Source organism: Serratia sp. BIGb0234 (assembly GCF_024809915.1).
Taxonomy (GTDB): Bacteria; Pseudomonadota; Gammaproteobacteria; order Enterobacterales; family Enterobacteriaceae; genus Serratia; species Serratia liquefaciens.
Genome location: NZ_JANUEI010000003.1, coordinates 232,405 through 248,969, shown reverse-complemented (window position 1 = coordinate 248,969; position 16,565 = coordinate 232,405). Strand labels below are relative to the sequence as shown.

The window sequence follows — 16,565 nt, the reverse complement described above, 5'->3', positions numbered from 1 at the left end:
GCGCTTCTATGAACGCCCCAGCCATGTGTAAATCTCGTTTCATACATCACCTACTGGATCAAGAAATAGTCGCGAGTTGTTTAATCACCGCTGCTTTTTCCGGGGCGATGTTAGTTTTCATCTCACCGGCCAATTCTGAAATCCATATCAATGCAATGTCTTTATCTTTAGCTTGGCTCTCATAACAAACCCCCAAGCGGGCAATGAGTTCAATACGTTCCAAAACAACCAATTCTTCCACTACTGGTAAATGCACCCTGTTCCTCCGATGCTTAATCACTGTATGCATATACAGTATCAACCATAAGTTTTGCTTCCGCAACCAATTATTAAAAACCAGCCCAATCATTAACCGGCTCATACTGCATTGAAAGATCACCAAATTTGACTTTAGCACCGCGTGCTAGCGCTTCTAGTTCCCAACGCTGGGCGACAATGTCGTGCAATGCCAAATCAGCCTGAATTCCGCCCAACCGATCACGCTCTGCCGGGGTCAATCTTGCTGACGGGGCCACATCTGGCACCTGATAAGGGTCAAAACTGCGTTGTGATTTCTTTATCTGTGATGGAATAGCCCGTATACGACTCATAACAGACCGTGTAACGGTCATATCATTCCAGTCAATCGGTGTCTCTGGCGGGTGTTCCAACACCGTCACGACCTCTACAGGCTCACTATCCTGCGTATTGGTAGCGCCTTTGCTATCGACCAACCCACAGTTATTGACAGGACTCCGAGGCGCGCCAGAGGCGCTTTTTAAGGTCAAGCCCTCAAGGTCAACGGCTTTGGCGACAATGCGCCATTGGGTGGTGCGGGTCTCATGAATGCGTGAGCTACCCAGGTGCGGGGCGAAAATGCCGATCACCCGCTGCACTTCTTCATCGTAAGCATTGAGCTCTTCAGCGACACGACGAGCAACACGCACAGTTTGTTCCTTACGGGGGACATTAGCCCCACCCTGCGCCAGGATATAAGCGGCAAAATCTCCGGCATCCGCAGCAGCGCGAACAGCCTCAACGCTGGCGTCAAAGTCATCTGCCAGGCTGATTGAGCGGATGCGGCGGCATTCACGGTAAGCGCCCATGGAAGGCAAGCCGATGGAGTGGAATTGAGGAATGCGCCAGGTTGACGCCCAGGCGGTAACAGCAGCGGCGGTCTCGGTCAACAGCTCACCGGTTTCATGATCGCGTTCACCGTCCAGGGCATAGCCATCGATATTTTTTGCGATGTACTTCGCAATATAGCCTGCCGCACCGCCCTTATTCAGGTGCTTGCAGTCAAAACGGTTCTTCGCTGCGCCACGTTCGTTGCCATCTTCATCCATGGCATAACGGCGCATGATATCGATCACCCGTTGGCGCTGTTCTTTGGTGGTGAACAGCATCATGTGCCAGTGCGGGGTTGCATCGTGATGGGGCTCAACGACTCGCACGCCATAAACCTGCAGGTCATTATCTTTAAAGGCGGTGCGGATCTTGCTCCACAGCTTGACCAGGTAACGCTGGCCGTCTTTGGGTGTGTAAGCTTCGGCATCCCAATTGTGGTTAAACTGCACCTTGGGATTGGTTTTACCGAGAGTGCGCGTCGGATGGTATTTGGATGGCGTGGTAATGGTGATGAACAGCCCTTTATGCCCGTACTCGGCAGCAGCTTTTTCGACACCAGCAATCATCGCCATTAACTCCATCCGACGGATCTCCGGGTTGGAGATACTCGCCATCACCTTGTCGATAAGGCTGATACGTTCGCCGGTGTCGGCGTTCTCCAGTTCCCGGCTGTTCAGGTAATCAAGATTGGACTGGCGGCGGGCTTTCACTTCGCGGATCGCCTGCTTACTGGCATAAGCGGAAACACCCCGGTTCACATTACCCACCGCAATCAGCAAGGCTTCACGCCAGCGAGTGCGCTGCGCTTTCAGTTGGCGTTCCCACCACTCGGCATTCACCAACCGTGACAGACTGGCAATAGCTGACCGGGCATCCAGTTTGCCCTTGCGGTATTTGCGCCAGTACATCGGGGTGATGTTGAAGGCGCGGGCCATCGGCGCGGTATGACCATAAAAACAGGCTTGAGTGCTATCTTCAAACAGCCCTGTATTGTCTCCGCCGTTGCTTTTAATGAATTCTTCAACTCGGCTTTCATAGATAGACAACAGTTGACCGGCCACGCGATCCGCAAGGCGTTTCAGCTCTTTGTCATCCATACCCGGTAAGCCAGCATAATTATCAACTTCAGCCATCCAGCGCGGTGAAGCCGCTAAGTTCATCCCATTCTTGGCGTTTACCGCCTCAATTCGGGGCCATATGCGGCGCTCAAACTGGAACACAAGCCATTTATTGGCGTCATGCAGCCCTTTTGATTTCAGCAAGTAATCATGGCGTGACAGGAAAATGGCGCTAAGAAAGCGCGGTAGGGAATGGATATTGCGCAAAACAGCTTGCCCCTGAGCGTGCTCCTCACGGGTAAGCGGTCTTACTGGCCCGGCAATCGCCGGGCGCGGTAGGTTCCAGGAATAAGCCCACGGATTGCCTTCAGTCATAAGGTTGCACTTCAGGTCTGCGGGCGTATTCCGCATCACTTAAATCAGTAGCCCAAAAAAAGCCCACTGCAAACAGCAGCAGGCTGAAAACGATGATGAAACCTGTCATGCCTGCACCGCATAATGGCGGCGCTTGGCTTCACGCAAGTGCTGACAGGCTACGCAGGTTTCTACGCCCAACAGGGCAATGCGACGGGCTTCAGGGATCGGTGCGTCGCAGTCTTCACATTTAAAAGCCGAAGGCATAACCGAGGACTTACGAGCATTGGCGATCTGTGCGTCCAGGATCAGCGCTTGACGCTCTTGTGCGATATCCATGAGGTAAGCCATCAATGCAGCTCCTGCGGTTTGTGTTCGATGGCCTCAGCCTCTTGGCGCAGTAACTCCACGGCCTCGATAGCGTTCAAGCCGTTTTGTGCAATATGCGACGCCAGACGAACCAGCCGAGCGGCGGCCACTTCCGCCTGATTTTTACGTTCATCAAGGCGAGCGGTATTGAGCAGCACGATCACCCTGTCGTGATCCGACTCATCGCCTTTATCAATACCGATAATCTGTTTATTCATTGGGTTAATTCCTTAATTCAAGCAAAGCGATGCCCGGCGGGTTTACGCCAGAATTTCGCCAGGGGGGTTAATTACTGTTTAATTCGCAATCATCATCACTGATGAAACGCGGTAAAGTTTTTGATAAATCAATCAGGTCATTCAGTGCCCAGATGATTTTCTGGCGCTCGGTGTAGCTCATTTCGGCAAACGTCATTTGTACATGGCGGGCTTTCAGCTCGGCATGGAAGCAGATTGTCTTGCGGATATGCGGTGGCGATTTATCAAAAGCCTCTTGCGCCACGTTTTTCCTGTTGGCAAACAGTTCCCGCTTGATCTGGGAAATACGCTTAATGCCGATAGCTTTTTGGTTATCCGTTGCCAGTAACATATCAACCCCAATTAACGGCAGAGCAAACGGCGCAGCAGTTGCGCAGGTTTTACAGTAGATAGACCGCGCAGCAATGCTGCCTGATCGTGACGTGGTCGCCAGCGTTTACCACCCGGCAGTTCAATAAAGCCGTTTTCAAAATGGCGCGATGGGCTTTGCTGTTTCAGCAGTGGAGCGATTGAGATAGGCACAGTGATCACCTCAACTTAAACCAGCAACTGCACTCAACCCGCCGAGCACGTCAACGGTGGAGGCAAGCGCCGGGGTGGATTGGATACGGTTTTGAACGGTCAGGCCGATTAGCGACAAATGGCGGATCGCCGTGTTTACGCTTTCAAGCAACGCACTTTTGCGGACTGGGGTTTTATGGTCGCTTTGAACAGCAGCGGCAGCAATATTGCCGACGGCAGCGATCGCCTGTAGTGCATACGTTGGGATGTTCCCAGCGCTGGCCTCATTAACTGGCACGGACGGCATGCAGTTAATCTGCGCCAAGAGGGCATCAAGCAAGCTTGAATCTTCAGTAATGTCGGTAATCGTGAGTAATTCCACACAAGTGAGCTGATGAGGCTGGCCCGGACTCAGCTTATTGCGCAGCGTCTGCGCATTCATGCCGATCTGTTTAGCGAGCGTCGTCACATTGTGGCGTGCTGGAAACTGGCGACAGGCTTCATCGAAGTGCGGGTGTTTAGAAACGGCATAATCAAACATACTTTGCCCTCAAAAACTCACTTAAAGTGAATTACGCACCAATGACGAGTTGAAAACGTGAATGCCCCAACGCTTTACGCAATTGATCCTCTTTCCAGCGCGCGTAATAGATACGAATCGGGCCACCTGCTTTTGTGCAGCCTTTACGGATGGTACGGGGTTCAATTGGTAACTGCGGGTTATCTCCGGTAGTCCAGCGATAAACGGTACGAAGAGAGACCCCCTCTAACACTGAAAATTGTTCAGTAGTTACGATCGGTGCGGGTACTTTGAAGATTGCGATTTCAGAAGCCATGTTGCATCATTCCCTATTTGCCATCTTTTGCCATTGCTAGCCATCAATTTGCCAATATCGGCCAGCAGAAAAACACTAAAGAGCAATGTAATAAACTTTATAGCATTGGTCAATACACGGATTAACAAATGAATATTAAAGACACTCACTTGGAGCCTATCGAAATCCTTGATCGGATATGCGATGTCTACGGCTTCACCCAGAAGATACAACTCGCAAATTACCTCGATATTTCAGCAAGTTCCCTTCAGAACCGCTACACGCGGGGCACGATTTCTTATGACTACGCAGCCATTTGTTCGTTAGATACAGGAGCAAGTCTGAAATGGTTACTAACTGGTGAAGGGAAAAAATTTGAACACGAGACATCGAAGAAAACACAAATAGAGTATGAAGAATTCACTTTAAGTGAAGGTAAGTTACATGAAGAGGAGTTTTTGAGTATAGATCCTCACCTTTTCCGCAAACAACTCGTTGATGGTATTGCTGTTCGCACAGATGGAAGGTTGCATTTTGTCGACAAGGCCGCCTCTCTAGCTGATGGAAGTTGGTTAGTTGATATAGAAGGGGCAATAAGCATCCGCGAATTAACCGTTTTACCAGGGAAAAGGCTGCATGTTGCTGGCGGTAAAGTGCCTTTTGAGTGTGGGATTGATGAGATAAAAACGATTGGACGAGTAGTAGGTGTATACAGCGAGGTTAATTGATGACTGTCCGTAAAAAACCCGCTGGCGGCTGGATTTGCGAACTTTATCCAAACGGGGCAAAAGGCAAGCGCATCAGGAAGAAATTCGCCACTAAAGGTGAGGCTTTGGCCTTTGAACAATACACCGTGCAAAATCCGTGGCAGGAAGAAAAAGAAGACAGACGCACGCTCAAAGAGTTGGTTGACGCTTGGTATAGTGCCCACGGCATCACCTTAAAAGATGGCCTCAAACGTCAATTAGCAATGCACCACGCTTTCGACTGCATGGGTGAACCGCTTGCAAGAGATTTTGATGCACAGATGTTCTCCCGATACAGGGAAAAAAGGCTTAAAGGTGAGTATGCGCGTTCGAATCGTGTGAAAGTAGTTTCTCCACGCACACTTAATCTTGAGTTGGCCTACTTTCGGGCGGTTTTCAATGAGCTAAATCGCCTTGGAGAATGGAAAGGTGAGAACCCTTTAAAAAATATGCGTCCCTTCCGTACAGAAGAAATGGAAATGGCTTGGCTCACTCGAGACCAGATCGGGATACTGCTTGCAGAGTGCAAACGCCATGACCATCCGGATTTAGAAACAGTGGTCAAGATATGCCTAGCGACTGGAGCGCGATGGTCTGAGGCCGAGAGCCTGAAAAAAAGCCAGCTCGCGAAATACAAAATCACCTACACCAACACAAAGGGCAGAAAAAACCGCACTGTTCCCATCAGCAGAGCGCTTTATGACTCTCTGCCTGATGATAAAAAAGCTCGGTTATTTAGTGATTGTTATGGAGCGTTCCGATCAGCACTAGAAAGAACAAATATCGAATTACCAGCGGGGCAACTTACCCATGTTTTGCGACATACCTTTGCCAGTCACTTTATGATGAATGGCGGTAACATACTCGTGCTTCAGCGTGTCTTAGGTCATACAGACATTAAAATGACTATGCGCTATGCCCATTTTGCACCTGAACACTTAGAGGATGCAGTGAAATATAATCCTTTAAGCACAAGGTTGGTGGGGCTCTTATCCACTTAAACAGCCCACGTAGCAGGAATTTTTTTTGTAAAAGGATAGTAAGAAAACCAGCCGTTATAGGTTCTTTTACACCAATAACCGAGTTGACAACCCGGGGTTTGACAACATGGAAAACGTTGTTTCTCAATGCGCGATTAATAAACACACGCATCAGATGATCAAGATAAGAACTTAAGTAAATGCCATCATTTGTAATGGACCTTTGCTCAGTATCCTCTTGCCGTACCACCTGTAAACCAGCTTGAACAAACGCGTCTTTTAGATCAGTAGGTACAATGTCTGAAAGCGAAAGGTCAGTAAGAGCTGACTCAATCGCACTAAGCATTTTTTCCTCTGAAATGTCAAGATCGTTTATGTCCAGCTTCAACGGAAATTCCTTTTACAATACTACCCTACTTCTGGATAACGCTGCTCCATTAGCCAAAAGCACTCCGGAGGAAATGGCGCTTCCTCCAAATGATAAGAGGTGTTAAATCAGTTCTGATTTACCGTTAATGTTAAGGTTATTATTCATACAACCACCATAAAAACAAAAAGTTACGTAATTTAAAAACACAATTAATTCATTGATATTAAGGCGTTAAGAACCTCCTTGAGTGCATGCCAGTCAGCGGTGCCAACCAATGACCAGAAGTGCGGATGTAAATCGTTTGAAAACTTGTACAGCGCGTACATCGCAGGAACATAATGAGAGAACCGGCGCAACACACTTTCCTTTACATTTCCGCAACAACATGCATTCTTTTTACTTACAGATCGGTGAGTTTTAAGCTTCTTTTTCATATCCATTCTCCAAACAGGATATGAAGGAAGCCGCCTTTACACCTTCTAACAGACCGGGGTAGTAAGTCGATCAAAGAAGATATGGGGTCGAAAAATGGAGGGTTCAACCCCATGAAAAATATAAAGTTACTGTAATTAAAAGTGGCGATAAAATGGCGGTAGAAATGGCGGATAGTGGCAAATTGATGGTTAACAGTGGCAACCTATGTCAATGATAATTAATATAATTCATTGATTTTCGGTTATTTCGATAGGAACTCATAATCGCTTGGTCACTGGTTCAAGTCCAGTAGGGGCCACCAAATCTCGCTGTTTTCACAGCCAAAAAAGCCACCTTCCTAAAGGTGGCTTTTTTATTTCCATCCGCCCGCGTGATCAGCTTCCACCGCTCTGCCGTTGATGCGCTAGCTGTTCGGCACGCAGCAGGATTTCCTGCAGATCGTCCTCGTCGATATCAAACAATTCGCCCTGCATCAGCGCCTCGTGCAGATCGGCGCGGGTGATAGACACCGCATCAATTGGCAGATTAGCCGGCTTCGCCTCGGTCGGCGCCAAAGGGTGCGGGTAGCGTCGCCCGGCCAGGTTATTGAAGACGATCGCCAGCAGCGCCAATAGCACCGAGTTCAACAGCACCGGGTACAGCACAAAGCTATAGCCCAGTTGATGAATACCCGGGCCACCGAGAATGGCGGTCAGCGCCACCGCGCCACCGGGCGGGTGCAGGCAACGCAGCTTAAACATCAAGCCAATCGCCAGTGCGGCCGCCACCCCGCAAGCCAGCCCCGGGTCGGCAATCAGCAAACTGGTGCTGACCCCCACTGCCGCCGCCGACATATTGCCGCCCACGATCGACCAGGGCTGCGCCAACGGGCTATTCGGCACGCCAAACAGCAATACGGCCGATGCGCCCATCGGGGCGATAAACCACAGGTTCACCTCGCCCAAAACAAAATGGCTGATCCAGCCGGCAATCATCAGCCCCAGCCCGGCACCGACGCTGGAAAGCAAAATCTCTTTTTTGCCCACCGCCAATGGGTGCGGCCACAAACGTGCGCACCCTACTTTCACTCTTTCCAACAACGGCATTTTCATGTTACTTCGTGCTGCCAAATTCAACTTAATGGCAACAAATATATCACAACGCCAGGCGTCGCCGCTCGCCGCGCTTTTCACTACGAAAATAACTTTCGGCTAACAGATTGATCTTTAGCCACTCCTCGTCAATTATCAAAGTTCGCCTCCCTTTGCCTTGAGGAAAACCCAATGTCTCAGCCGATTGCCGAACTCTATACCGACGCCGAATTTTTCAGCCCTTATGCCATGTCGGCGTTTATCACCCTGACGGAAAAAGGTATTCCCTTCACCGTGAAGCCGGTCGATTTGTCGCAGGGGAAAAACCATGAGCCGGCCTACGCGGCCCTGTCATTGACACGCCGGGTGCCAACGCTGGTGGTCGGTGAATTTCAGCTTTCGGAGTCCTCGGCGATTGATGAGTACCTGGATGAGATCCATCCTGCCCATCCGGTGTACCCACGCGATGTAAAACACCGTGCCAAAGCCCGCGAAGTTCAGGCATGGCTGCGCAGCGATCTGCTACAGCTACGCGCCGAGCGGCCGACCGAGGCAGTGTTCATTAACGGTAAGTTTCCTCCACTGTCCAACGCCGCGCAGGGTGCCGCCAACAAGTTGATTGCCGCCGTCGAAAAGCTGCTGAGTCACGGCCAGGATAATCTGTTCAGGGAATGGTGCATTGCCGACACCGATTTGGCTTTGATGCTGAATCGGCTGGTGATACATGGCGATCCGGTACCGGAAAATATTCGCCACTACGCTCACAAACAGTGGCAACGTCCTTCCGTGCAGGCCTGGTTGGCGCTGCCAGAGAAAATGCGCGGGTGATAAAAAATCGGCGGCCACGACGCCGCCGTTCTCAACTGAGAAATAACATCACTTCTTGAGGGAAGGCAAATCACCATCCCGCGGGCAGATAGCCTAACAGCGACGCGATGGCATACACCGCACTGGCCAGATACAGCAACACGATGCTGATCTGCAACAGCGGGTGGGTGATCCAGTTACACTGCCAACGCGGTGTCTGGTCGCCATGCTTGCGCGCCCCACGCAGGATCAGCATTGGCATAATCGACAAAATCACCCCGCTGAAAACCCCGGCGAAATAGAGCGCGTTAACGAATGACACCAACCCGCTGTAGGCCAGCGCGAACGGCGGCAGCACCACCAGCATCAGCACGCCGAAACGGCGCAGTGGCTGTTCGTCGTTGCCCAGCCTGAACTGGTCGAAAATATTGGTCAGGAAGCTGCCGCCAAGGCCCCAGTAAGAGGTCAGCATCGCGCACAGGGCAAAAATATTGGCGGAGAAGAAGGCCCACTGCCCTAACGCCTGGCCCCATGAAATGGTCGCCACGTCAGAAATGTTATTCAGCCCGCTGAGCGCAATCACCGACATCGGCACCGCCGCCAGCAGCACAAAGGTCACGGCCATTCCGACCATAATCGCCTTGGGCAGTTGTTCCGGCTTGTCCGAAAAGCCGCGCGCCATTTCCGGCACGATATACTGCGCAGAGAAACAGAACACCACCACGTTGAATACCGGCACCATAAAGCGCCAGTCACCGTCCAGCAGGTTGCGCATCTGGGTGGTGTCTTTGAGCAGCGTGGCCGCCACCAGCGCACTCAGCATGACCACCATGCCGATGCTGATAAACTTCTCCCCGCGGCCAATCGCCTTTAATCCCAGGTACAAGACCCCCGCAGCGGGTACGAAAAACAGCAGGCTGCCTATTGCCGGGGAAATGCCAAACAGGGACTGCAACAGTTTGCCGCTGCCGCTCATGTAGGCGGTCAACGCCCCAATGCTGTTAACGCAAACCGAAGCAAACATCAGCCAGGCACCGATACCGCCGACATAACGTTTCGCCAGTCCGCTCAATTGCAGATGGGCACGGGTACGCAGGGTAGATTCAGCAACGTACAGCATGGTGATAGTGGTCAGACTGCCCACCAGCACCAGCCAAAACAACAGCGGCAGAAAACCGGCCTTGCTGGAGGCGTAGGCGATGGACAACACGCCGGCGCCAATGTTGGTGCCGACAATCATCGCCACCCCTTCGAGGAAACTCAGTGATTTGGCGGGTGCAGGCGTTCGCACCCCGGCGGCAAGCGCCGGAGAAATAGAGATGTTTTCAGAAGACATGCAGCATCCTTTGGCTCCCGGCGGCGCTGGCCACCGGGGTTGGTTAATTTCCCAGGGGTTAACAGCTCACATCGATACACAGGTATTTCAGCTCCAGATATTCTTCAATCCCGTAACGCGATCCTTCACGTCCGAGCCCTGACTGCTTCACGCCGCCAAAAGGTGCCACTTCATTGGAAATCAGACCGGTATTGATGCCGACCATGCCGTATTCCAACGCCTCCGGCACTCGCCATTGACGCGAGGCGTTCTGCGTGAACAGATAGGCGGCCAAACCGAACTCGGTATCGTTGGCCATGGCAATAGCTTCCGCCTCGTCATGGAAACGGAACAGCGGCGCCACCGGGCCAAAGGTTTCCTCTTTGGCGAAGCGCATTTTCTGCGTCACGCCGGTCACTAACGTAGGCTGGAAGAAGGTACGACCCAGCTCATGCGGCTGACCGCCGATAGCGATTTGCGCGCCCTTGATCAATGCATCGTCGATATGGCTCTGCACTTTTTCCACCGCATCCTGGTCAATCAACGGGCCCTGAGTGGTGCCCGCCTGACTGCCGTCACCGACCTTCAGTTGCTCGACCGCCGCCACCAGCTTATCCACCAGCCGGTCATAGATGCCGTCCTGCACGTAGATACGGTTGGCGCAGACGCAGGTCTGGCCGCTATTGCGGAATTTGGAGGCCATAATACCCGCCACGGCCGCGTCCAGATTGGCGTCGTCGAAAACGATCACCGGCGCATTGCCACCCAGCTCCAGCGACAGCTTTTTGATGGTTGGCGCGCACTGCGCCATCAGAATGCGGCCGACCTCGGTCGAACCGGTAAAGCTCAACTTGCGTACCACCGGGCTGTCACACAATACTTTGCCCACCTGAGCGGCATCGCCGGTCACGATCTGCAGCACCCCCGCCGGAATGCCGGCGTCCTGCGCCAGCTTGCCCAACGCCAGCGCGGTCAGCGGCGTTTGTTCGGCCGGTTTAACGATAATTGCGCAACCTGCTGCCAGCGCCGGCGCCACCTTGCGGGTGATCATCGCCGCCGGGAAGTTCCACGGAGTGATCGCCGCACAAACGCCAATGGGCTGTTTTACCACCACCAGACGTTGTGAAGCCTGCGGCGCTTGCAGTACCGCGCCGTCCACTCGCTTGGCTTCTTCAGCAAACCAGGTGATAAACGAGGCGGCATAAGCCACTTCACCGCGCGCTTCCGCCAGCGATTTGCCCTGCTCCGCGGTCATCAACTGGGCCAGATCTTCCTGCGCCGCCAGCACCTTGTCGGCCCAGGTCAGCATCAAAGCGGAACGCTGTTTGGCGGTCAGTTGTTTCCAACCTTGCTGCGCAACCTGCGCAGCGTTAATCGCCTGTTGAGTTTCTTCGCCGCTGACTAACGGAATACTGGCCAGCTCAACGCCGGTCGCCGGATTGATGACCGCTTCACGTTTACCGCTCAGCGCATCGCACCACTCGCCGTTAATCAGGCACTGGCTGCGCAGCAGCTCGGGGTTATTCAATTTCATACCGGTCACTCCTTATTGAGCCAGCGCGCGGGAAAGAATGCCCAGCGCCTTGGTGAACTGGTCTTCAGGAATGGTCAGTGGGTACAGGAAGCGGATCACGTTGCCGTTAACACCGCAGCTCAGCAGCAGCAGGCCTTCTTCCAGCGCTTTCTGCTGCACCTGGCGGGTGATCTCGGCCGAGGGTTTGCCGGTTTTGGGATCGTTGAACTCCACCGCCACCATCGAACCCTGCGCACGAATATCCGCAATCGCCGGGCTGGTCTGGCGGGCCTGCTGCAGCACCTCCACCAGATGCTGGCCCAGGCGTTGAGAACGTTGGCATAGCTGCTCTTCTTCAATCACATCCAGCACCGCCAGCGCTGCCGCCACCGCCAGCGGGTTACCGGCATAGGTGCCACCCAGCCCGCCCGGTGCCGGGGCATCCATCACCTCTGCACGACCGGCTACGGCCGACAACGGCATGCCGCCCGCCAGGCTTTTCGCCATGGTGATCAGATCGGGTTTGACGTTGTAATGATCCATGGCAAACAGCTTGCCGGTACGGGCAAAACCGGTTTGCACTTCGTCGGCAATCAGCAAAATGCCGTGTTCGTCGCACAAGGTGCGCAACGCCTGCATAAACTCGGCCGGTGCGACGTTGAAACCACCTTCACCTTGCACCGGCTCCAGCACGATGGCCGCAACCTGCTTGGGATCGATATCCGCTTTAAAGATACGCTCCAGGCTGTTCATCGCATCTTCGGTGGTCACGCCATACAGCGCATTCGGATACTGGCCGTGGAACACCGATCCCGGGAATGGCCCGAAGCCCAGTTTATAAGGCGCCACTTTGCCGGTCAGCGCCATGGTCATGTAGGTGCGGCCGTGGAAGCCGCCGCCGAAGGTGATCAGACCCGGACGGCCAGTGTGGGCGCGGGCAATTTTGACGGCGTTCTCTACCGCTTCCGCCCCCGTGGTGAAGAACGCGGTTTTACATGGTCCTTCGATCGGCGCACACTGGTTGATGCGTTCGGCCAGCGAAACGTAGCTTTCGTAAGGGACAATCTGGTAAGCGGTATGGGTGAAGGCCTTCAGCTGCTTCTCAATGGCAGCGATCACCTTCGGGTGACGGTGTCCGGTATTCAACACGGCGATACCGGAGGCAAAATCGATAACTTCATTCCCTTCGACATCCCACAGCGTGGCGTTCTCGGCGCGTTCGGCGTAAAAGCCGCACATCACGCCGACCCCACGTGGGGTGGCATCCTGACGACGTTGATTCAATTCTGCGTTTTTCATGTTGTTCTCTCCAGTCGGTAGTCGGTGCCAGCTAAACGGTTTGTTCACATTCGTGAAACAATGACGTTTATTTACACAGGATGTGGCCCTATAATCGAGAGCCAGTTACGATTAATTGAGGGATCCAATTGCGCTCACTGAGTGGTGACCTGCTGTTGCAACGTCTTGGCGAACAGCCGGATGATAAGCTGCATAAGCGGCTTTATAATGCGATCCGCACCAGCATTTTGGACGGTAGCCTGCCGCCCTCCAGCCGCCTGCCCGCCTCACGGGATTTAGCCCAGGAGCTCAGCCTTTCTCGTAACACTGTATTAACCGTTTATGAACAACTCTTGGCGGAAGGATATGTCTTGGCGCGCGCCGGAAGCGGTACATTCGTCGCCGAAACCGTCCCGGACAGCTGTTTATCCACCGTCAGCACGCCAGCAGGCAGTGACGGGGAACAGCGACGGATTGAACTGTCAGCGCGCGGTGCCACTCTGCTGCACCACGCCAGCGCCAGCCCCAAACAGTGGGGCGCCTTTATCCCCGGCGTGCCTGACGTCAATGCTTTCCCACACCAGTTATTCAGCAAGATCCAGGCGCGTATCAGTCGTCGTCCGGCCCCGCAGAAGTTGACCTACAGCAACCAGGGCGGCAGTCCGGAGCTGCAGCATGCGCTGGTGGACTATCTGCGCGTAGCGCGCTCGGTACGCTGTTCGCCAGAGCAAATTCTGATTACCGAAGGCATCCATCAGGCGATAGATCTGGTGACACGCCTGCTGTGTAATCCGGGCGATGACGCATGGATTGAAGAACCGGGCTATTGGGGGATCCGCAATATCCTGCGGATGAACGACGTGAATATCTGCCCGTTGGCGGTGGATGAAGCCGGTATGGTGCCACCGGAACAGCCTACCGAGGCGCCGCGGCTGATTTTCGTCACGCCGTCGCACCAGTACCCATTGGGATCGGTGATGAGCCTGGCGCGTCGGCAACGGTTATTGGCCTTGGCGCGCAACGCCGGCAGTTGGATTGTTGAAGATGACTACGACAGCGAGTTTCGCTTTTCCGGTCAGCCGATCCCGGCGTTGCAGGGCTTGGAAGCCGACGCGCCGGTGATCTATATCGGCACCTTCAGCAAAACGCTGTATCCGGCGCTGCGACTGGGTTATGTGGTGTTGCCGAAACCGCTGATGGCGGCGCTGAAAACTGCCCACGCGGAACTGTATCGAGGCGGCCATTTGCTGATCCAGACCGCGCTGGCGCAGTTTATTCAGGAAGGCCACTACAGCGCACATATCCGCCGCATGCGCCTGCTGTATGCCCGGCGGCGCGCCTTCCTAACCGGTCTTATCGAGCAGCATCTGGGTAAGCAGGCCCTGAGTGAATTCAATAACAATGCCGGGCTGCACCTGATCCTCAACCTGCCGGACCAGGCGGACGATGTGGCGATTGCCGCCGCAGCCAATACGCGTGGCGTACTGGTACGGCCGCTGTCGCGTTACTACATGTTGCCCAACCATCGCCGCGGCCTGCTGATGGGCTTTGCCTGCGTACCGGAAGAGCAGATGGCCGCCGCTTTTACCCTGCTGTTGGAGTGCATCCCCCCTCGGCCCTAAGGCACTAATGAGCCTCATAAGCTCTGTAGGTGCCATTCCCCCGCCTGCCACTGCAAACGATGGGTCAATTTCAGCGCCTGCAGGAAGTTTTCATCATGAGAAACCACCAGCATCGCGCCGGGGAAGCTGGCCAGCGAAGCCTCGATTGCCAGTGACGACGCCAGATCCAAATGGTTAGTGGGCTCATCCAGCAACAACAACTGCGCCGGCTCTCGACGCCACAGCATGCAGGCCAGCGCCGCCTTCAGTCGTTCGCCGCCGCTCAGCACCGCCATCGGCAACAGCACGCGTTCGGCGTTTAGCTGCAACTGCGCCAATTGACTGCGTACCGTACCCTCATTGAGCGGTGAGTCCTGCAGCCCCAGATGTTCAACCACAGACAGCGAAAGATCGAGCTGTGAAAGGGTTTGATCGAGATAAGCCGTCGACAGTGGGCAGTGACAACTCCCCGCTTTGGCCGCCAACTGCCCCAGGATCACCTTCAGCAACGTGGATTTTCCGCAGCCGTTCGGGCCGGTCAGCGCCACGCGCATCGGGCCATCAATGCGAAAATTCAGCGGCGGCATGGTGATAAAAGGCAGTTCCAACTGTTCGAGTACCAACACCTGCTTGCCCGCTACCACGGCGCTGCCCGGCAGGGTGAGCATCACCGGGCAGTCGTCTTCCACCCGCTGATAGGCATCGCGCACGGCGGCATCGAGGGCATCCTTCTGGTCCTGATGCTGCTTGCGCAGCGTGCCGAGGCTTTCTTTGGCCGCCGCTTTGTAGGCCACACGCTCAAAAGACGCGATATTGAGCGTATCGACGGTTTTCAGCGTTTGCGCAGAGCGCCGTTGGCTGATGTCGTGTTCTTTCTGCTGCCGGGCCCGGGTGCGCCGCCGTTCCTGGCGCGCGTGTTCCAGCCCGGCTCGTGCGGCCTGCTGCTCCAAATCACGCTGGCGGCGATAGTCGCCGTAGTTGCCGCCGTAGCTGTGCAATGCGCCCGGCGTCAGTTCGACAATGCGCTGCATACGCGCCAACAGCTGCCGATCGTGGCTGGCCACCAGTAAGCCCCCACGCCACTGTTCCACCTGTTGATACAGCCAGTCGCGGCCCCGGCCGTCGAGGTGGTTGGTCGGTTCGTCGAGCAACAAAAAATCCGCGTTGCTCAGTATCGCCCCACACAGCGCGGCACGCATTCGTTCACCGCCGCTCAAATCGCTCACGGGGCGTTGCGCATCGAACGCCGGTAACCCGGCGGCGACAAAGGCAGCCTGCAGACGATCGCACAGATCCCACTGACCTTCCAAAAGATCGAGATCGTTCGCCAGCGGTTGCCCCTGCTCAAGGCGGGCCAATGCGGCAAATATCTCACCGTAGCCCAGCAGTTGGGCCAGCGTAGTCTGTGGGGAGAGCTCCGGCTGTTGCGCGACGTAAGCCAGCGATGCATGGGATTCAACATGCCCGCCACCGGGATGATCCAGTCCGGCGATCAAACGCAGCAAGCGCGTTTTGCCGACGCCATTGCGCCCAACCAGGCCGCAGCGTTGCTGATCGAAAGTCAAATCCAAGGGACCGAACAGCGTTTCGCCGTCAGCGAACTGGCAGATCAGGTGATGTAAAACAAAATGAGGGGATTGCGCAAAATGAGCCATAAGCACTCCTGAATGAAATCAAAACATCCCCACAAGGCACCGGTGTGCGCAACGTGGGACAAGATATCAGCAGGCGTGTGTGTTCATTTTCGGTGATGGCTCCGTAGAGAGAGGAAATTTATGACGAACGAATGCTAACCCATTTGTTGTTCACCATGCAAACAGAGGCACAGATTCATGACATCTATCACATTCAGCGCAACGCAGATTCCCAACGACAGAGACAACGGCTAGATTTATCTCATCCGACCACTTGAGGTCGCACATAATAATAACTACAGATCATACCCAATAGCTTTCACGCGGCAGCGAGGCAGCAAGTTCGCGAGTCTCC

The 16,565-nt window shown here is 54.2% G+C and carries 17 protein-coding genes; 4 read left to right on the top strand and 13 right to left on the bottom strand.

What is annotated here, in order from left to right:
• Nucleotides 1–58: 58 nt before the first annotated feature.
• The 8 genes from M2407_RS14020 to M2407_RS13985 all read right to left on the bottom strand — a co-directional run bounded on the left by M2407_RS14020 (nucleotide 59) and on the right by M2407_RS13985 (nucleotide 4,482).
• Complete coding sequence (locus tag M2407_RS14020; protein ID WP_259218439.1) at nucleotides 59–256, bottom strand: hypothetical protein; 198 nt, start codon at nucleotides 254–256, stop codon at nucleotides 59–61.
• Between the two features lie 73 nt (nucleotides 257–329).
• Entirely contained in the window at nucleotides 330–2,540 is a 2,211-nt protein-coding gene (locus M2407_RS14015) for a replication endonuclease (RefSeq protein WP_259218438.1), read from the bottom strand.
• Nucleotides 2,541–2,645: 105 nt separating this feature from the next.
• A complete protein-coding gene (locus M2407_RS14010) occupies nucleotides 2,646–2,870 on the bottom strand; it encodes a TraR/DksA C4-type zinc finger protein (protein WP_259218437.1) in 225 nt (74 codons plus the stop codon).
• Nucleotides 2,870–3,106: a DUF2732 domain-containing protein gene (locus tag M2407_RS14005; RefSeq protein ID WP_259218436.1), complete on the bottom strand. Its 237-nt coding sequence runs from the start codon at nucleotides 3,104–3,106 to the stop codon at nucleotides 2,870–2,872. Before M2407_RS14005 ends, M2407_RS14010 begins: the two co-directional genes overlap by 1 nt.
• Before the next feature lie 67 nt (nucleotides 3,107–3,173).
• Nucleotides 3,174–3,476 (bottom strand): hypothetical protein, encoded by a 303-nt coding sequence (locus M2407_RS14000; RefSeq protein WP_259218435.1) that lies wholly within the window; start codon nucleotides 3,474–3,476, stop codon nucleotides 3,174–3,176.
• An 11-nt stretch (nucleotides 3,477–3,487) separates the two neighbouring features.
• Entirely contained in the window at nucleotides 3,488–3,667 is a 180-nt protein-coding gene (locus M2407_RS13995; protein WP_259218433.1) for a phage filamentation protein Fil family protein, read from the bottom strand.
• Between the two features lie 10 nt (nucleotides 3,668–3,677).
• Nucleotides 3,678–4,187, bottom strand: coding sequence for a phage regulatory CII family protein (locus M2407_RS13990; RefSeq protein WP_259218431.1), 510 nt, complete (start codon nucleotides 4,185–4,187; stop codon nucleotides 3,678–3,680).
• A 31-nt stretch (nucleotides 4,188–4,218) separates the two neighbouring features.
• On the bottom strand, nucleotides 4,219–4,482 hold the full coding sequence (locus tag M2407_RS13985; RefSeq protein WP_129942390.1) for a hypothetical protein: 264 nt from the start codon (nucleotides 4,480–4,482) through the stop codon (nucleotides 4,219–4,221).
• Between the two features lie 128 nt (nucleotides 4,483–4,610).
• On the opposite strand from M2407_RS13985, the gene M2407_RS13980 reads away from it, so the two are divergent.
• Entirely contained in the window at nucleotides 4,611–5,189 is a 579-nt protein-coding gene (locus tag M2407_RS13980; RefSeq protein ID WP_259218430.1) for a phage repressor protein CI, read from the top strand.
• On the top strand, nucleotides 5,189–6,208 hold the full coding sequence (locus tag M2407_RS13975; protein WP_259218429.1) for a tyrosine-type recombinase/integrase: 1,020 nt from the start codon (nucleotides 5,189–5,191) through the stop codon (nucleotides 6,206–6,208). The genes M2407_RS13980 and M2407_RS13975 overlap by 1 nt, the downstream gene beginning before the upstream one ends.
• 1,158 nt (nucleotides 6,209–7,366) lie before the next feature.
• Here the strand turns inward: M2407_RS13975 and M2407_RS13970 are convergent.
• The gene (locus M2407_RS13970; RefSeq protein ID WP_128864537.1) at nucleotides 7,367–8,083 is read right to left on the bottom strand and encodes an HPP family protein; all 717 of its coding nucleotides are present in this window, start codon (nucleotides 8,081–8,083) and stop codon (nucleotides 7,367–7,369) included.
• 171 nt (nucleotides 8,084–8,254) lie between these two features.
• Between M2407_RS13970 and yfcF the strand changes: the two genes are divergently transcribed.
• The gene (gene yfcF, locus M2407_RS13965) at nucleotides 8,255–8,890 is read left to right on the top strand and encodes a glutathione transferase (RefSeq protein WP_020831776.1); all 636 of its coding nucleotides are present in this window, start codon (nucleotides 8,255–8,257) and stop codon (nucleotides 8,888–8,890) included.
• A 70-nt stretch (nucleotides 8,891–8,960) separates the two neighbouring features.
• Here yfcF and M2407_RS13960 read toward each other — a convergent pair whose 3' ends face one another.
• Genes M2407_RS13960 through M2407_RS13950 form a run of 3 tightly spaced genes read right to left on the bottom strand, consistent with a single transcriptional unit; the run spans nucleotide 8,961 to nucleotide 12,996 of the window.
• Nucleotides 8,961–10,205, bottom strand: coding sequence for an amino acid permease (locus M2407_RS13960; protein WP_046372578.1), 1,245 nt, complete (start codon nucleotides 10,203–10,205; stop codon nucleotides 8,961–8,963).
• Between the two features lie 58 nt (nucleotides 10,206–10,263).
• A complete protein-coding gene (locus M2407_RS13955) occupies nucleotides 10,264–11,718 on the bottom strand; it encodes an NAD-dependent succinate-semialdehyde dehydrogenase (protein WP_259218428.1) in 1,455 nt (484 codons plus the stop codon).
• Between the two features lie 12 nt (nucleotides 11,719–11,730).
• Nucleotides 11,731–12,996 (bottom strand): 4-aminobutyrate--2-oxoglutarate transaminase, encoded by a 1,266-nt coding sequence (locus tag M2407_RS13950; protein ID WP_122080273.1) that lies wholly within the window; start codon nucleotides 12,994–12,996, stop codon nucleotides 11,731–11,733.
• A 128-nt stretch (nucleotides 12,997–13,124) separates the two neighbouring features.
• Between M2407_RS13950 and M2407_RS13945 the strand changes: the two genes are divergently transcribed.
• Nucleotides 13,125–14,597, top strand: a complete 1,473-nt coding sequence (locus M2407_RS13945; protein ID WP_259218427.1) for a PLP-dependent aminotransferase family protein — start codon at nucleotides 13,125–13,127, stop codon at nucleotides 14,595–14,597.
• 14 nt (nucleotides 14,598–14,611) lie between these two features.
• Here M2407_RS13945 and M2407_RS13940 read toward each other — a convergent pair whose 3' ends face one another.
• Complete coding sequence (locus tag M2407_RS13940) at nucleotides 14,612–16,231, bottom strand: ABC-F family ATP-binding cassette domain-containing protein (RefSeq protein ID WP_259218426.1); 1,620 nt, start codon at nucleotides 16,229–16,231, stop codon at nucleotides 14,612–14,614.
• Nucleotides 16,232–16,565: the final 334 nt, after the last annotated feature.

Excerpts from the sequence above, each read along its gene's own strand:
- M2407_RS14010 (WP_259218437.1), bottom strand. The coding sequence starts at position 2,870 with ATGGCTTACCTCATGGATATCGCACAAGAGCGTCAAGCGCTGATCCTG.
- M2407_RS13985 (WP_129942390.1), bottom strand. The coding sequence starts at position 4,482 with ATGGCTTCTGAAATCGCAATCTTCAAAGTACCCGCACCGATCGTAACT.
- M2407_RS13980 (WP_259218430.1), top strand. The coding sequence starts at position 4,611 with ATGAATATTAAAGACACTCACTTGGAGCCTATCGAAATCCTTGATCGG.
- yfcF (WP_020831776.1), top strand. The coding sequence starts at position 8,255 with ATGTCTCAGCCGATTGCCGAACTCTATACCGACGCCGAATTTTTCAGC.
- M2407_RS13975 (WP_259218429.1), top strand. The coding sequence starts at position 5,189 with ATGACTGTCCGTAAAAAACCCGCTGGCGGCTGGATTTGCGAACTTTAT.
- M2407_RS13940 (WP_259218426.1), bottom strand. The coding sequence starts at position 16,231 with ATGGCTCATTTTGCGCAATCCCCTCATTTTGTTTTACATCACCTGATC.
- M2407_RS13950 (WP_122080273.1), bottom strand. The coding sequence starts at position 12,996 with ATGAAAAACGCAGAATTGAATCAACGTCGTCAGGATGCCACCCCACGT.
- M2407_RS13960 (WP_046372578.1), bottom strand. The coding sequence starts at position 10,205 with ATGTCTTCTGAAAACATCTCTATTTCTCCGGCGCTTGCCGCCGGGGTG.
- M2407_RS14000 (WP_259218435.1), bottom strand. The coding sequence starts at position 3,476 with ATGTTACTGGCAACGGATAACCAAAAAGCTATCGGCATTAAGCGTATT.
- M2407_RS13970 (WP_128864537.1), bottom strand. The coding sequence starts at position 8,083 with ATGAAAATGCCGTTGTTGGAAAGAGTGAAAGTAGGGTGCGCACGTTTG.
- M2407_RS13990 (WP_259218431.1), bottom strand. The coding sequence starts at position 4,187 with ATGTTTGATTATGCCGTTTCTAAACACCCGCACTTCGATGAAGCCTGT.
- M2407_RS14005 (WP_259218436.1), bottom strand. The coding sequence starts at position 3,106 with ATGAATAAACAGATTATCGGTATTGATAAAGGCGATGAGTCGGATCAC.
- M2407_RS13955 (WP_259218428.1), bottom strand. The coding sequence starts at position 11,718 with ATGAAATTGAATAACCCCGAGCTGCTGCGCAGCCAGTGCCTGATTAAC.
- M2407_RS14015 (WP_259218438.1), bottom strand. The coding sequence starts at position 2,540 with ATGACTGAAGGCAATCCGTGGGCTTATTCCTGGAACCTACCGCGCCCG.